This is a genomic window from Streptomyces zaomyceticus (assembly GCF_014656215.1).
In the GTDB taxonomy this organism is placed as follows: domain Bacteria; phylum Actinomycetota; class Actinomycetes; order Streptomycetales; family Streptomycetaceae; genus Streptomyces; species Streptomyces zaomyceticus.
Map to the genome: position 1 here is coordinate 106,600 of NZ_BNBZ01000002.1, position 16,145 is coordinate 122,744.

The window sequence follows — 16,145 nt, forward strand, 5'->3', positions numbered from 1 at the left end:
GGACCGCTGTTACTTCCCGGCCTTGGCGACGGCCTTGTCGATCATCGGGAGGTAGCGCTCGATGCTGTACGGCACCGTCAGCGGGTTGATCATCGACGAGGCGGTGACGAAGGGGGTGTCGTGGCTGTAGACGAGCGCGTTCTTCTTCACGGCGGGGATGGCCGCGTACAGCGGCTGGGCCTCGACGGTCTTGCGGGACTTCTCGTCCATGTAGAAGGTGAAGGCGATGTCGCTCTTCGCCAGCTTGTTGGCGTTCTCCAGGCCGATCAGGGCGGAGTCGGTGCCCTCGGTCTCCTTGAAGGTGTTCACGATCGGGTCGACCTTGAGGCCCAGCTTGGAGACCATGGCCACGCGCTGCTCCTCGGGCTTGAAGATGCCGAGGGTGCCGGGGCCGGTGTTGTAGATGTACGAGAACGTGACGTTCTTGTAGTGGGGGCGGGACGCGGCCGCGTCGGCGAGCTGCTTGTCGATCTTCGACTCCAGCTCCTTGGCCTTCTCCGGCTGACCGAGCGCCTTGGCGACGATCTCGATCTGCTGGTCCCAGTTCGTGCTCCACGCCTTCTCGGGGTAGGCGACGGTCGGGGCGATGTCCTTCAGGATGTCGTACTGCTTCTGCGTGAGACCGGACCACGGGGCGAGGATGACATCGGGCTCGAGCTCGGTGATGGCCTCGATGTCGAGCTCCTCACCGCCCTTGAACTGCTTGGGAAGCGTGGCGCCGGACTTGGTCACGGCCTCGTGGATCCAGGGGAGGTAGCCGGACTTGTCGCTGCCCCAGGGGTACTCCTCGATGCCGACCGGGACGTTGCCGAGGGCGATGGCGGTCTCGGCGGAGCCCTGACCGAGGGTCACCACGCGCTTCGGCTTGTCCTTGATGACGGCGTCGCCGAGGGCGCTCTTGATGGTGACGGGGAAAGCGCCCGCCGGGGCCTTGCTCGCCGACCCTGCCGCGTCGTCCTTTTTGTCGTCCGAGCCGCACCCGGTCACCATCAGGCCGAGCGAGACCGCGGCGGCGCCCGCCACGAGGACGCGACGGCGAAGGGGGGTGAACACAGAAGGCATGGTGGATCCTTGTCTCCGGGCAGGGGGATGTGCGAGGCCCCGACTGAGCGCCCCACGGACGTGTGTCCGCGGGGCAGCGATCAACTCGAAGCTTGTTAGGTGAGCCTAACCTATTCCTTTCCGTGTTCGAGCACCAGGGGGTTCGGTCCCGGTGCGATCGACACGGCGCCCCCTACGGCGCGACGGCCTTCCGCAGGGTCCGCAGGCACAGGGAGAGGGCCGTGTGCTTGGGGGTGCCCTGGTCGCGCGCCTGTATCCAGGCGGCGTACAGCAGTGCCCACATGACGTCCTGGAGCCAGCTGACGTCCACCTCGGGGTCGAGCGTCCCGTCCTGCTGTCCGCGCCGGACGAGGGCGAGCAGGGCCAGGTCGGCCGCGGACTCCTCCTCGATGCCGGACCAGGCCACGAACTGCGGCACGTCGTACAACAGGAGCATCCGGTCGCCGAGTTCGAAGTACTCCAGGCAGAGCCGCTCCATCGCCTCGGGCGCCGGCCCTTCGTCGAGCCGTGCCCGCTCGGACGCGGCGGCGACCCGGTCCCGCACGTCCGTGCCGATCGCGGCGAGCAGGTCGGAGCGCTCGGGGAAGTAGCGGTGGACGGTGGTCCGTCCCACCCCGGCCGCCTCGGCGACATCGCCGAGCGATGCGCTGTGGTCGGCGGTGAGTACGGAGACGGCGGCGTCGAGGATCGCGCGCCGGGTGCGGGCGCGCGTGGCGCTCTCGCGGGTGGCCGCGCCTGGCGCGGGAGTGTCGTCGGACCCCATGCGCACACGGTAACCCTTGATGCCGTTTGGGAAACCCTTTGACCTTTCTGGAACAGAGATGTTCCATTGTGGGTATGAGCGATTCCCTTGTGCCCCGTCTGAGCATCCTGTGGTCCTTCGCCCGCCCGCACCGGCGCACCCTCCTGCGCGGCCTGCTCCTCGCCCTGATCGCCTCCGCCCTCGGCCTCGCCACGCCCATGGTCACCAAGCAGGTGCTCGACGCACTGGGCAGCGCGTCCTCCCTCACCGGCCCCGTGACCGCGCTCGTCGTCCTGCTCGTCCTCGGCTCCGCGGTGTCCTACCGGCAGTGGACCCTGCTCGGGACACTGGGGGAGCGGGTGGTCCTCGACGCCCGCGAGTCGATCGTGCGGCGCTTCCTGCACGCCACCGTGCCCGGCGTCACCCGCAGCCCCACGGGTGAGCTCGTCACCCGCGTCACCTCCGACACCGTGCTGCTCCGCGAGGCCGCCGCCTCCTCCTTCGTCGGCCTGATCAACGGGGCGGTCATGCTGGTGGGCAGCCTCGTCCTCATGGGAGTGCTCGACCCCGTCCTGCTCGCCACCACCATGGCCGCCGTCGCCCTCGTCGGCCTGGCCTTCGCCTTCCTGATGCCCGGGATCGCCCAGTCGCAGCAGCAGGCCCAGGAGCACATGGGACGGCTCGGCGGCGTACTCGAAGGCACGCTGCGGGCGATCCGTACCGTCAAGGTCAACCGCGCGGAGGAGCGCATGACCGAGCGGATCATGGCCGACGCCCGCGCCTCGGCCGAGCACGGGATCCGGTCCGTCCGCCGCGAGGCGCTGGCCTGGACGATCGCCTGGTCCGGCGTCAACCTCGCCATCATCGCGATCCTCGCCGTCGGAGCCTGGCGCGTCGGAGAGGGCAGGCTCGACGTGTCCGGTCTGATCGCCTTCCTCCTCTACGCCTTCGCCCTCATGGATCCCATCACCGAACTGAGCCAGAACGTGACCGCCCTGCAGTCCGGCATCGCCGCCGCCGAACGCATCCGCCAGGCCGACGCCCTGCCCTCCGAGGCGGCCTCCGCCGGCTCGGGCGTCCACACCGGGCCGGCCGGGGACGACGTACCCGTCCTGGAGCTGAGGAACGTCACCGCGGCCTACGGCCCGGACACCGAGGCAGCCGTACGGGACATCGACCTCGTGATCCCCCGGCGCGGGCACACCGCCGTCGTCGGCCCCTCCGGGGCGGGCAAGACCACCCTGCTCTCCCTGGTCCTGAGGTTCCTGGAACCCACCGGCGGAGAGCTGCTCCTCGACGGCCGGCCGTACCGCGAGCACGCGCACGCCGACATCCGGGCACGCCTCGCCTATGTCGAGCAGGACACCGCCGTCGTCCCCGGGACGATCCGCGACAACCTGCTGCTCGCCCGCCCCGGGGCCACCACCGAGGAACTCCGCGGCGTCCTGCGGGACGTACGGCTCGCCGAGAAGGTCGACTCCCTCGACGAGGGACTGGACACGCCCCTCGCGACGGCGAACGTGTCGGGCGGCGAGCGCCAGCGCATCGCGCTGGCCCGCGCGCTCCTCGCCGCCCCCGACGTCCTGCTCCTGGACGAGGCCACCGCGCAACTGGACGGCCTGACCGAGGCGGCCGTCCAGGAGTGCGTCCGCTCCCGCGCCGGGACCGGCGCCGTGGTGACGATCGCCCACCGCCTGTCGACGGTGGTCGACGCGGACACCATCGTCGTCATGGAGGCGGGGCGCGTCCGGGCCAGGGGCCGGCACGAGGAACTGCTCGTATCGGACACGCTCTACCGCGATCTCGTGGAGTCCCTCCGGATGGCCGCCGTCGCCGACACCGGCGTCCGTGCCACCTGAGCACGGTCGGCGGGCCGGGCGACGCCCACGGCGACGGCGGCGACGTGCCCGTCGGTGAGGAGCACGTCGTCGAGACGGAGACCGGAGACCTGGGCGGGTTGGAGAGCCGTGCCGACATACGGCTCGGCGGCGCCCCGGGTCAGGGCCACCCCCGTCGCCTTGAGCACGGCCTCCTTCCGGGACCAGCACCGGGCGAAGGCGCCCGCCCGCGCGGACGCCGGAAGGGACGCCAGCTCCCGCTGCTCCCGCGGGTGGAGGGCGGACCTCACGTCGTGCACGAGACCGTCGGCCGGCACGGTCTCCACATCCACCCCCACCGGCACGGAGGCGAACGCCACCAGCACCCGGTCGCCCGCGTGGGACAGCGAGAAGTGCACACCGTCGTGACCCGCGAGGTAGGGCTTTCCGTGGGGGCCCTCGCATCCGGCGCACGGGTGCCGGCCGAACACCAGCCGGTCGGGACGCTCGTCCACGTACGCGCCCAGGACGATGCGCAGCAGCACATGGGCGACCACGTACCGGTCGGCGTCCGGCGTGCGCACGAACGCCCCGGCCCGCGCCCGCTCCCCGGAGTCGAGCAGCGGGGCGAGGGCGTGGGCGGACGCCCTGTTCGGATACACGGACGCGGCCACCACCCCGGGATGCCCCGGCAGTTCCTCGTAGCGCACCGGACGCCTCAGAAGACCCGGTCGGTCGTCGTGACCACGGCGCACCGGCCGGCCGCCCACTCCAGCGCCATCCGGTGCTCGCGCTCGGAGAAGTCGGCCACGGCGTCCGCGACGACGAAGGCCTGGACGTCCCGCATCCAGGCGTCGCAGGCGGTCATCAGGACACCGATGTGCGCGTACACACCGGTGACCACGAGCTGGTCGCGCCCCTGCTCGCGCAGCCGCTCCAGAAGGTCGGTGCGGACGAAGGCGCTGTACTTCCACTTGGTCAGCAGGATGTCGCCGTCACGGGGGGCGACGGCGTCCGCGATGGCCACGGCGTGCGGGTCGGCCGGGACCCCGGGGCCCCAGAAGTCCTGCTGGAGACCGCGCTCCTCGGGGCTCTGGCCGCCGGGCTGGGCGGTGTACACGACGGGCACGCCGAGCCGGGCGGCCTCCGCGCGGAGCCGGCCGAGGTTGGCGAGGAGGGCGGTGAGCGGCTCCGCCTCGGCGTCGAACGGGGTGAGGAAGTGGTTCTGCAGGTCGTGCACGAGGAGCACGGCGCGGTCCGGGTCGACGGTCCAGTCCACCCGGTTGGCGGGGAGTTCGCCGGGGCGTGGCATGGGGTAGGGCGCGACGGTGGGCAGGGTCATGACGGTTCCGTTTCGGCGGGTGCTGGTGCTGTGCTGTTGCTGGTTCTGTCGCTGTGACCGGGCGGGCCGGGCAGGGAGCGCGGTGTCGGGGTCAGGCGGCCGGCGACGTCCGGGCGCGCAGGTCCTTCTTGGACACCTTGCCGACACCGGTCGTGGGGAAGGTCTCCACGAAGACGATCCGGTCGGGGACCTTGAAGGCGGCGAGACCGCGGTCCCGGACGAACCGCTTCAGCGCGAGCGCCCCGACCGCCGGGGCGTCGGCGCGCGGAATGACGTACGCGCAGCTCCGCTCGCCGAGGTAAGGGTCGGGCTCGGCCACCACGGTGGCGTCGTGCACGGACGGGTGGGCGAGCAGATGGTTCTCCACCTCCTCGGCCGCGATCTTCTCGCCGCCCCGGTTGATCTGGTCCTTGGCCCGTCCCTCGACGACCAGGTGCCCGCTCGGGGTGACCCGGACGAGGTCGCCGGTGCGGTAGAAGCCGTCCGGGGTGAAGGCGCGGGCGTTGTGCTCGGGGGCGTTCCAGTACCCGCGGATGGTGTAGGGGCCGCGGGTCAGGAGATGGCCCGTCGTGCCCGCGGGCACGTCCTGGTCCTCGTCGTCCACGACCCGGATCTCGTCGTCGGGGGAGATCGGCCGGCCCTGGGTGGTGACGACGGTCTCCGTGTCGTCGTCGAGCCGGGTGTAGTTGACCAGCCCCTCGGCCATCCCGAAGACCTGCTGGAGCGTGCAGCCCAGCGCGGGCTTGACGCGCCGCGCGGCCTCCTCGCCGAACTTGGCCCCGCCCACCAGCAGCACGTCGAGGCTGGAGAGCTCGTACGCGGTCGCGGCGGCGGCGTCGGTCCAGACGAGCGCGAGCGGGGGGACGAGGCCGGTGATGGTGACGCCCTCGTCCTGGATCAGCGGGAACGCCACGTCCGGCGCCGGCTTGGGGCACATGACCACGCGGCCGCCGGCGTACAGGGTGCCGAGCGAACCCGGTGAGGAGAGCGGGAAGTTGTGGGCGGCGGGCAGCGCGCAGAGGTACACGCTGTCGGCGTCGACCCCGCAGATCTCGTTGGACCCGCGCAGCGAGTAGATGTAGTCGTCGTGTGTCCGGGGGATGAGCTTGGGCACGCCGGTACTGCCGCCGGAAAGCTGGAGGAACGCCAGGTCGGACGGCGCCGGTCCGGTGAGGGCCACCGGCTCGGCCGGAACGTCGGCCAGTGCCTCGAAGGCTCCGGCGTCCGCACCGGCGACGAACACGTGCCGCAGCGAGGGCGACTTGGCGAGCACGGTGGTCGCGAGGGCGCGGTGGTCGAAGCCCGCTTCCTCGCCCGGGATCACATAGGCGACCGCCTCGGTGAAGGAGCAGAAGTAGGAGATCTCCGACTCCCGGTGGGCGGGCAGCGCGAAGACCGGCAGCGCGCCCAGCCGGAAGAGCGCGAAGATCACCTCGAAGAACTCGGCGACGTTGGGGAGTTGCACGACGACCTTGTCGCCGGTGCCGATACCGCGCGCGGAGAGGCCGGCGGCCAGCCGGTCGGCACGGAGGTCGAGCTCGCCGTAGGTCCAGGCACGGCGGGTGCCGCCCGGACCGGCGTGGTCGACGACGGCCACACGGTCGGGATGGGCCTCGGCGCGCTCGCGGAGCACGGCCCCGAAGGTCTCTCCCCGCCACCAGCCGGCCGCGCGGTAGCGTGCGGCGGCGTCGGCGGGCCACGTGGGCGTGGTGTCCGGGGCCGGGGGCAGGGTCGGTGCGGTCACAGCTCGGCTCCCACGGCGTTCAGGAACGTACGGAACTTGGCGGCGGTCTCGGCTGTCTCGTCCTCGGGCACGGAGGCCGAGACGACGCCGGCGCCCGCGTACAGGCGCAGCGTGCGGTTCTCCGCCTCGGCGCAGCGGATGGTGACGACCCATTCGCCGTTGCCCTCCGCGTCGCCCCAGCCCACGATGCCGGTGAAGAAGCCCCGGTCGAAGGGCTCGGTCTCGCGGATCACCTGTCTCGCGAGGGGGGTCGGGGTGCCGCAGACCGCCGGAGTGGGGTGGAGGGCGGAGGCGATCTCCAGGGCCGAGACCTCGGGGCGCGCGAGGGTGCCGGTGACGGTGGTGGAGAGGTGCCACATGGTGGCTGTGCGGATCAGGGACGGCCGGGCGGGGACCTCGATGGCGGAGCAGTACGGAGCCATCGCCTGGTGCACGGCGTCGATGACGACGGCGTGTTCGTGCAGGTCCTTGGCGGATTCGAGCAGGGCGGCGGCGCGGCGCACGTCCTCGGCGAGGTCGTCGCTGCGGGGGGTGGAGCCGGCCAGCGGGTTGGACACCAGCCGGTCGCCGCGCCGGGAGACCAGGAGTTCGGGGCTGGCGCCGAGCAGTGTGCGGCCGGGGCCGGTGGGCAGCGCGAAGGTGTAGCCGGCCGGGTCCCGGCGGGCGAGCCGCTGGAGCATCGCGGGGACGTCCGGCTCGTCGGGGCCGGTCAGTTCCAGGGTGCGGGCGAGGACCACCTTGCTGAACTCGCCCTTCCACATGCGGTCGACGGCGGAGGCGACCCCCTTGGCGTACACCTCCGGGTCGGGTTCGGGCCGGACCTCCCAGGCGACGGCCGGGGGCTCGGCCGCGGGCAGCGCGACGAGCGGGTCGAAGGCGAGCGCGGGACCGGTGCGCAGGGCCTCCGGTATGACGAGCGCGGCCGGCGCGTCCGGCTCGAAGGGGAGGGCGCCGATGACGACCGGGGCGGCGCGGCCTTCGGAGCGGGCCGCCCGCAGGGCCGCGACCACCCGCTCGGCGACCGGGGCGGGGCCGTGCGGGACCTCCCGTTGGACGCCGTGGGCGAGCAGGGTCCGGGTGGGCGTGGCGAGGAACCTGTCGCCCCGGCGGAAGGCGTCGAGCAGCCCGGTGGCGGCTCCGACGGCGGAGGAAGGGTCTGCGGGCGCGGACGTGTGAGCGGCGACCTGATGGACCGTCGACACGGGAGGCTCCTTGGATTCGGTCGGAGGGTGGGGGTTCGGCGGGCGGTTCCGTACGGGGTGGCGGGGCGGTGGGGCCCGGGCCGTCAGCGCAGGGTGGCGCCGCCGTCGACGTAGATGTCCTGCATGGTGATGTGGCGGGCCCGGTCGGAGGCGAGGAAGACCACGGTCTCCGCGATGTCCTCCGGGTCGGCGATGCGGCCCAGTGGGATGCCGGTGCGGTGGGCGGCGGCGTCGCCCTCGATCACACGCCGGGGGCCGGACGGTCCGTCCCAGAGCGCGCGTTGCATGGGGGTGTCGGTGGAGCCGGGGCAGACGGCGTTGCAGCGGACGCCCCGGGCGGCGACCTCGAGGCCCAGACACTTGGTGAAGGCGACGGCGGCGGCCTTGGAGGCGGCGTAGGCGCTCATTCCCGAGCGGGGGATGCCGGCGGCGTTGGAGGCGACCGTCACGACGGAGCCGGAGCCCCGGGCGGCCATTCCGGTGACCACGGCCCGGGAGAGGTGGAAGACACCGGTGGTGTTGACGGCGAAGACGTCCGACCAGTCCTGGTCCGTCAGGTCGAGCGCGGGTCCGGTCCTGAGGACCCCGGCGACGTTCACGAGGATGTCGACGGGGCCGAGTTCGCGTTCGACGCGGTCCACGGTCCGTGTGACGTCGTCCCCGTCGGTGACGTCCAGGGGGTAGGGCACGATCGGTCCGCCGGCCGGGTCCCGGTCCCCGGTGAGCCGCGCGACGCTCTCGGTGAGCGCGGCCGCGGCACGGTCGGTCGCCGCGACGGTGGCGCCGCGCGCGGCGAGTGCCCGTACCACGGCCTCGCCTATGCCCTGCGCGGCGCCGGTGACGAGTGCCACGCGGCCCCCGAACTCACCGCGCGGGCTGCTGCTTTCAGACACAATACCTCCTTTGCTTAGGTAAGCCTAACCTAAGTTGTACGGATTACCCATGGTCCTGCCACGGCGGCGGCCCGAGAGCCGCCGCCGACTTCGGAACACCGAACGGGCCCTGCTCACAACCGAGGTGACGGACCGTCCGTGACGGCCCGCAGCGCCCTGTCCAGGCGCGGACCGATCTCCTCGAGCGCCTCCGGCGCCATCAGCTCGTCGTGCCCCCGGTCCAGCACGTGCTCGGTGAGGACGCCGTCCACGTACGCCGGCCACACCTCCCGCGGCGTCTCCCCGGCCGGGGTCGTCCGCGCGGCGGTGAAGAACAGGACATCGCCGCGGAAGCGCCGGGTGCGGCTGCGCGAGAGCAGCCGTACACAGTGCACATGGGTCTCCACGATCGCGTGCAGCAGCGAGTCGTCGAAGCCGGCCAGCAGGCCCTGACTGTCCCGGATCGCGGCCACGGCCTCCTCGCGGGAGACGTCCCCGCGCCCGGGGGCCTCCGCGCCCAGCCCCGCCACGGAGAGCAGGAAGCCGTTCTCCTCCTGTTCGAGCCGTTCGCGCCACTCCGGCGTCTCGAGGTACGACCAGTCGTCCCGCTCCGGCGGATAGGCGTCGAGCAGCGCGAGGAACGCCACCTCCTCGCCCCGCTCCTGGAGCATCGAGGCCAGCGTGTGCGCCACCGTCCCGCCGAAGGAGTACCCGGCGAAGTGGTACGGCCCCTGCGGCTGCACCGTGCGGATCTCCGTCAGGTACCGCTCGCACAGCTCCGCGACGTCCGCCACCTCCGGAAGGTCCCCCGACAGACCGGGCGACTGCACGCCGTACACCGGACGGTCCGCGTCCAGATGCCGCAGCAGCCCCGTGTACTGCCAGCCGAACCCGGAGGCCGGATGGAAACAGAACAGCGGTGCCCTGCCGCCCCGCTCCCGCAGCGGCAGCAGCACCCGCAGCGCGTCGCGGCGCGAGTCCGACCCGATCCGGGCCGCCACGTCCGCGACCGTCGGCGCCGACATGACCGTGCCCACCTGGACGGGAACGCCCAGCTCGTCACGGATGCGGCCGACGAGCCGCATCGCGAGCAGCGAATGCCCGCCCAGCTCGAAGAAGTTGTCCTCGACGCCGACCCGCTCCAGACCCAGCACGTCCGCGAAGATCCCGCACAACAGCTGCTCGCGGGCGTCCTTCGGTGGCCGCCCGCCGCCCGCGTCCGCGAACACCGGGGCGGGCAGCGCGACGCGGTCCACCTTGCCGTTCACCGTCAGCGGCAGCGCGGGCAGCTCCACGAACGCGGACGGCACCATGAACTCCGGCAGGGTCGCGGCCAGTCGGGCCCGCAGCGCGGCCGTCGCCGCCTCCGGGTCCGTGGGAACCGACTCAGGGGCCGGCACGGTGTACGCGACAAGACGCTTCACCCCGTTGCCGGCCGTGTGCACGACCACCGCCGCGGCCGACACCTCCGGCGCCTCGGCGAGCGCCGACTCGATCTCGCCCAGCTCGATCCGGAAGCCACGGATCTTGACCTGGTGGTCCGCCCGGCCCAGGTAGTCGATCCCGTCGTCCTCGCGCCATCGCACGAGGTCGCCGGTGCGGTACATCAGCGTGCCCGGCGCGCCGAACGGATCGGCGACGAACCGCTCCGCCGTCAGCGCCGGCCGCGCGAAGTAGCCGCGTGCGAGACCCGCGCCCGCCAGGTACAGCTCGCCCGGTACCCCGCGCGGCACCGGCCGCAGCGCGCCGTCCAGCACGTACGCCCGGGTGTTGAAGATCGGCCGGCCCACGCAGGAGGTGACGCTCTCCCCCACGTCGGCCCCGAGGGCGTTGATCGTGTACTCCGTGGGCCCGTACAGGTTGTAGCCCATCGTGCCCTCGGTCCCCGCGATCAGCGACCAGAGCCCGTCGGGCACGGCCTCGCCGCCGAGCAGGACCAGGGTGGGCCGGTGCCGCCCCTCGTCCAGAAGGCCCGCGTCGACCAGCTGCTGACCGTAGGAGGGGGTGACGTTGACGACGTCGATGCCGACCCGGTCGTAGTGCGCGGTGAGCGCCGCCGGGTCCAGCCGCAGCTCCTCACCGATGACGTGCACCTCGTGCCCGTCGACCAGCCAGAAGAACTCCTCCCACGACATGTCGAACGCGAACGACACCGTGTGCGCGACCCGCATCCGGCGACCGCCCGCCAGCTTCACCGCGGGCTCGAAGATCCGCTCCCGGTGGTTGAGCAGCATGTTCACCAGACCCGAGCCGGGCACCACCACGCCCTTGGGACGCCCGGTGGAACCCGAGGTGTAGATCAGGTACGCCGGGTGCCGGCCGTCACGCGGAGCCGACAGCTCCTCATCGGCCACCGGCCCGTCCGGCAGCGCGGCCAGCTCCGCGACCGTCGCCGGATCGTCAAGCACCAGCGGCGGCACGCCCGCCACCACCGGCACCCGGCCCGCCACCGCCGAGACGGTGACCAGGCAGAGCGGGCCCGCGTCCTCGACCATCGCCGCCAGCCGGTCGACCGGGTGGTCCAGGTCCAGCGGCAGATACGCCGCCCCCGCCTTGAGCACCGCGAACAGCGCGACCACGAAGTCCGCCGAGCGCGGCAGCCCCAGGGCCACCGTCCGCTCCGGGCCCGCACCCCGCGCGATCAGTACGCGCGCCAGCCGGTTCGCCCGCTCGTCGAGCTCGGCGTAGCTCAGCTGCTCGTCCTCGAAGACGAGCGCGGTGGCGTCCGGGGTCCGCTCCACCTGCCGGGCGAACAGCTCGATCAGCGAGATGTCCGGAAGCTCGTGCCCCAGGTCGTCCCCGAGGGCCAGCAGAGCGGCCTCCTCGGCGCCCTCCAGGGTGCGCAGCCGGCCCACCGGCGTCGCCCCGCCCGCCGCGAACTGCTCGACGAGCAGCCGCAGCCGGCCCGCCAGCTCCTCCGCCGTCCCCCGCTCGTACAGGTCGGGCCGGTAGGCCAGGCTGAGTTCGAGCGAGCGGTCCGGCGTCACGGCGAGCGTCAGCGGATAGTGCGTGCCGTCCACGCTGTGCGTCCAGCCGATCCGGTGCCGCTCCACCGCCTCCTCGCGCGCGGTGTCGTCCAGGGGCGTGTTCCGGAACACGTACAGCGTGTCGAAGAGCTGCCCGACGCCCGCGGCCTGCTGGATGCGACCGAGGCCCAGGTAGTGGTGGGGGAGCAGCTCCGCGTGCTCGCCCTGCGTCCGGACCAGCAGCTCGCGCAGCGTCTCCGAGGGACGCAGCGTGACCCGGAACGGCAGCGTGTTCATGAACATGCCGATCATCCGGTCGACCCCCGGCACCTCCGCCGGACGCCCCGAGACCGTCGCGCCGAACACCACGTCGTCCCGCCCGGTCATCCCGGACAGGGACAGCGCCCACGCCGCCGACAGCACCGTGTTCAGGGTGACGCCGCAACCCCGGGCGAACGCCCGGAGCCGGTCACTCGTCTCCTCGCCGAGCGCGATGTCCACCACCTCGGCGGTCACCGGTCGCCGCGCCGGATCGGCGGGCGCGACCAGCGTCGCCTGGTCCAGGCCCGACAGATGGTTCCGCCAGGCGGCCACCGCCGCCTCCGTGTCCGTGCCCGCCAGCCACCGCAGGTACTCGCGGTACGGAGTGACCGGCGGCAGCACCTCGGCGCGGCCCCCCGCCCCGTACAGCTGGAACAGCTCCTCGAAGAAGAGCGACTCCGACCAGCCGTCGGTGAGGATGTGGTGCTGCGTCACACAGAGCATCCACCGGTCCTCGGCGAACTTCAGCAGCGTCACCCGCATCAGCGGCGGTGCCGACAGATCGAACCGTGTCGCCGCGTCCTCGAGCGAGAACGCCCGCTGCGCCTCGTCCTGCCCCGCCCGGTCCAGTTCCGTCAGATCCCGCACGTCCCAGGGCAGGTCCCACGCGGCGGGCACCACCTGCACCGGACCCGCCAGGCCCTCGTGCCAGAACGCCGACCTCAGGTTCGGATGCCGGCGCAGCATCGCGTCGAACGCCGCCCGCAGCGCCGTCGTGTCCACGGTGTGCCGCAGCTCCACGAAGTTCTGCATCAGATACACGTCGAGCGCGCGGTCGTCGTACTGCGCGTGGAAGTACAGACCCTCCTGGAGCGGCGCGAGCGGCAGCACCTCCCCGGCTCCCGGGAACACCCGACCGAGCAGCTCCCGCCCGGCCTCGTCGAGCTCCACCAGCGGCCCGTCGGAGCCCGCGGCGTTCGGTGCCGCGGCCTGCCCGTCCGGCGTGCGGGCCGCGACCGCGAGCCCGGCCACCGTCCGCCGCTCGAACACATCGCGCGGGGTGAGGACCAGACCCTCCTTGCGCGCCCGGGTCACCAGCTGGATCGAGACGATGCTGTCACCGCCCAGGGCGAAGAAGTCGTCGTCCACCCCGACCGAACGGAGGCCGAGGACCTCGACGAACACCCGGCACAGGGCCTCCTCCCGCTCCCCGCTCGGAGCCCGGGAGGCGGGCGACGCGCCGAGCACCGGCGCGGGCAGCGCGGCCCGGTCCAGCTTGCCGTTCACATTGAACGGCAGCGCGTCGAGCACCACCACGGCGGCCGGAACCATGTAGTCGGGCAGGACCGCGGCCAGCTCCGCGCGGATCGCGGCCGGCTCCGCGCCGCCGGTCACATAGCCGACGAGCCGCTTCACCCCCGGTCTGTCCTCGCGGACCACGACCGCCGCCGCCTCGACCCCGTCGACCGCCGCGAGCGCGGCCTCCACCTCGCCCGGCTCGATCCGGAAACCCCGGATCTTCACCTGGTCGTCGGCACGGCCCAGGTACTCCAGCTCGCCGTCGGCCCGCAGCCTCGCCAGGTCGCCCGTGCGGTACATCCGGGATCCGGGAGGCCCGAACGGATCGGCCACGAACCGCTCGGCGGTCAGCGCGAACCTGCCCAGATAGCCGCGCGCCGTACCGTGACCCGCCAGATACAGCTCACCCGTCGTGCCCGCCGGGACCGGCCGGAGCGCCGCGTCCAGGAGGTACGCGCGCGTGTTGCCGATCGGCCGCCCCACCACCGGAGTGGCACTGCCGGCCAGATCCGCCGCGAGCGCGTCCACCGTGTACTCGGTCGGACCGTAGAGGTTCACCGACATCACACCGCTCGCCGCCCGCACCGCGGACCACAGCGCCTCCGGCACCGCCTCGCCGCCGAGCAGCAGCAGCGCCGGACGGTGCCGGGCCGGGTCGAGCAGCCCCCGGTCGAGCAGCCCGAGCGCGTACGTCGGGGTGACGTCCATCGCGTCCACCCGGTGCTCACGGACGTACCCGACGACGAACTCGGCGTCCCGGCGGCCCACCTCGTCGAGCACGTGCAGCTCGTGCCCGGCGATCAGCCAGAACAGCTGCTCCCACGAGGTGTCGAAGCTGAACGACGCCGTGTGCAGCGCCCGCAGCGAACGGCCGCCTGTCGCGTCCACCACCGGACCGAGGACCTCGGCGATGTGGTTGGCGTACAGGTTCGACAGACCGCCGTGAGTGAGGACCACGCCCTTGGGACGCCCGGTCGACCCGGAGGTGTAGATGATGTACGCCGGGTGGCCGTCCGCGATCTCCGGCGAAACGCACTCCGCCGGGAAGGCGTCGAGCGCGGCGGCCGTCTCCGGGGCGTCGAGCACGATCCGCTCCGGACCGTCCCCGGCCGGCGGCAGCAGCGGCACAGCCCGCGCGGTCGTGAGCACGAACGCCGGCGCCGCGTCCTCGATCATCAGACCCAGCCGGTCCGCCGGATGGTCCAGGTCCAGCGGCAGATAGGCACCGCCCGCCTTCAGCACCGCCAGGATCGCCACCACCGTCTCCGCCGAACGCGGCACGGCGAGCGCCACCACCGACTCCGGCCCCACCCCCCGCTCCGCGAGGAGCCCCGCGAGCCGCGCGGCCCGCCCGTCGAGCTCGGCGAAGGTCAGCGCGGTGTCCCCGCAGACCACCGCAGTCGCGTCGGGAGTGCGCGCGGCCCGCTCGGCGAACACGTCCGCAACCGTCCCCGACGGCACGTCCCGCACCGTCCCCGGCCAGGCGCTCCGTACCCGCTCCAGCTCGGCCGCCGGCAGCGGCGCGAGCGCGCCCACCGCCGTGCCGGGCTCCGCCGCGATCCGGTCCAGGACGTGCGCGAGGCGGTCCGCGAGGAGACCCGCGGCCCGTGCGTCGAAGACGTCGGGCCGGTACTCCAGGCGCAGTTCCGCCCGCGCGTCCAGGGACACGGCGAGGGTCAGCGGGTAGTGCGTGGCGTCCTCCGCCTCGACACCCGTCACCCGCACCCCGCCGGCGACCGTCTCGCGCGCCGAGGGGTCCACGGGGTAGTTCTCGATCACGACGAGCGTGTCGAACAGCTCCCCGCCGCCGCTCTGCTTCCGGATCAGCCGCAGCCCCAGGTGGTGATGGGCCAGGAGCGCGTTCTGCTCGTCACGGAAGCGGCGCAGCAGCCCCTCCACCGTCTCCTCCGGCCGGGTGGCGAGCCGGACCGGCACGGTCGTGATGAACAGGCCGAGCATCGACTCGACACCCGGTATCTCGTCCGGACGCCCCGACACCGTCAGACCGAACACCACGTCCTGCCGCCCCGTGAGGCCGCCGAGCAGCAGCCCCCACGCGCACTGGATCAGCGTGCTCGGCGTGGTGCCGAGCCGCCGAGCCGCCGCCGTCAGCCGGTCCGTGGCCGCCGCCGACAGCTCCAGGGCGTGCACCCCCGGCCGTACCGGCGCCCGCGCCGGGTCCGGCGCCGCCACCAGCGACGCCTCCTCGACCCCGGCGAGCGCCGACCGCCAGGCGGCCTCGGCCGCCGGAGTGTCCTGCTCCTTCAGCCACTTCAGATAGGCGCGGTAGGGGCGTACCGCCGGAAGACCGGAGGCGTCCCCGTCGGCCGCGTACAGGGCGAGCAGGTCACCGACGAGCAGGGGCATGGACCAGCCGTCGACCAGGATGTGATGGACCGTGATCACCAGCCGGTGGTCGTCGCCGGCCAGCCGTGCGAGGACCAGCCTCAGCAGCGGCGGCCGGTGCAGCGCGAACCGCCGGGCCAGTTCGGCCCGCCGCAGTCCGGCGAGCCGCTCCTCGGCCGAGGAACCCGTCAGGGGGGTGCCGTCGGTGCCCTTCGCGGACGGCACCGTCAGATCGATCCGCTCGACCCCGAACGTCACCTCCGCCGGTACGAACTGCACCGGCTGGGGAACGCCCTCGTGCCAGAAACCGGCCCGCAGGTTCGGGTGCCGGCGCAGTAGCGCCACCGCGGCCCGCTCGAGCCGTCCGGCGTCCACCGGCCCGGCCAGACCGACCGACACCTGCACGGTGTACACGTCGGCGCCCTCGCCGTCGTACACGGAATGGAACAGCATGCCCTGCTGAAGGGGGGACAGCGGCAGCATGTCCTCGAT

At 73.0% G+C, this 16,145-nt stretch carries 9 protein-coding genes; 1 reads left to right on the forward strand and 8 read right to left on the reverse strand.

The window, feature by feature from the left end; genetic code table 11:
• Positions 1-9: 9 nt before the first annotated feature.
• Together IE311_RS03490 and IE311_RS03495 are read right to left on the reverse strand one after the other, a co-directional pair.
• Positions 10-1,062, reverse strand: a complete 1,053-nt coding sequence (locus IE311_RS03490) for an iron-siderophore ABC transporter substrate-binding protein (RefSeq protein WP_189830029.1) — start codon at positions 1,060-1,062, stop codon at positions 10-12.
• 172 nt (positions 1,063-1,234) lie between these two features.
• The gene (locus IE311_RS03495; protein WP_189830030.1) at positions 1,235-1,825 is read right to left on the reverse strand and encodes a TetR/AcrR family transcriptional regulator; all 591 of its coding nucleotides are present in this window, start codon (positions 1,823-1,825) and stop codon (positions 1,235-1,237) included.
• Between the two features lie 74 nt (positions 1,826-1,899).
• Between IE311_RS03495 and IE311_RS03500 the strand changes: the two genes are divergently transcribed.
• Positions 1,900-3,663 (forward strand): ABC transporter ATP-binding protein, encoded by a 1,764-nt coding sequence (locus IE311_RS03500; RefSeq protein ID WP_189830031.1) that lies wholly within the window; start codon positions 1,900-1,902, stop codon positions 3,661-3,663.
• Here IE311_RS03500 and IE311_RS03505 read toward each other — a convergent pair.
• From IE311_RS03505 to IE311_RS03530, 6 genes are all read right to left on the reverse strand, one after another.
• Positions 3,597-4,331 (reverse strand): 4'-phosphopantetheinyl transferase family protein, encoded by a 735-nt coding sequence (locus IE311_RS03505; protein ID WP_229901690.1) that lies wholly within the window; start codon positions 4,329-4,331, stop codon positions 3,597-3,599. The two genes, IE311_RS03500 and IE311_RS03505, sit on opposite strands and share 67 nt — an antisense overlap.
• A gap of 8 nt (positions 4,332-4,339) precedes the next feature.
• Complete coding sequence (locus IE311_RS03510; protein ID WP_189830032.1) at positions 4,340-4,963, reverse strand: isochorismatase family protein; 624 nt, start codon at positions 4,961-4,963, stop codon at positions 4,340-4,342.
• 91 nt (positions 4,964-5,054) lie between these two features.
• The gene (locus IE311_RS03515) at positions 5,055-6,707 is read right to left on the reverse strand and encodes a (2,3-dihydroxybenzoyl)adenylate synthase (protein ID WP_189830033.1); all 1,653 of its coding nucleotides are present in this window, start codon (positions 6,705-6,707) and stop codon (positions 5,055-5,057) included.
• On the reverse strand, positions 6,704-7,909 hold the full coding sequence (gene dhbC / locus IE311_RS03520) for an isochorismate synthase DhbC (protein ID WP_189830034.1): 1,206 nt from the start codon (positions 7,907-7,909) through the stop codon (positions 6,704-6,706). The genes IE311_RS03515 and dhbC overlap by 4 nt, the downstream gene beginning before the upstream one ends.
• Before the next feature lie 83 nt (positions 7,910-7,992).
• A complete protein-coding gene (locus IE311_RS03525; protein WP_189830035.1) occupies positions 7,993-8,802 on the reverse strand; it encodes a 2,3-dihydro-2,3-dihydroxybenzoate dehydrogenase in 810 nt (269 codons plus the stop codon).
• A 113-nt stretch (positions 8,803-8,915) separates the two neighbouring features.
• Complete coding sequence (locus IE311_RS03530) at positions 8,916-16,136, reverse strand: amino acid adenylation domain-containing protein (protein WP_189830319.1); 7,221 nt, start codon at positions 16,134-16,136, stop codon at positions 8,916-8,918.
• Between the last annotated feature and the right edge of the window lie 9 nt (positions 16,137-16,145).

Coding starts and splice junctions, on each gene's coding strand:
- IE311_RS03490 (WP_189830029.1), bottom strand. CDS start 1,062: ATGCCTTCTGTGTTCACCCCCCTTCGCCGTCGCGTCCTCGTGGCGGGC.
- IE311_RS03495 (WP_189830030.1), bottom strand. CDS start 1,825: ATGGGGTCCGACGACACTCCCGCGCCAGGCGCGGCCACCCGCGAGAGC.
- IE311_RS03500 (WP_189830031.1), top strand. CDS start 1,900: ATGAGCGATTCCCTTGTGCCCCGTCTGAGCATCCTGTGGTCCTTCGCC.
- IE311_RS03510 (WP_189830032.1), bottom strand. CDS start 4,963: ATGACCCTGCCCACCGTCGCGCCCTACCCCATGCCACGCCCCGGCGAA.
- IE311_RS03530 (WP_189830319.1), bottom strand. CDS start 16,136: ATGCTGCCGCTGTCCCCCCTTCAGCAGGGCATGCTGTTCCATTCCGTG.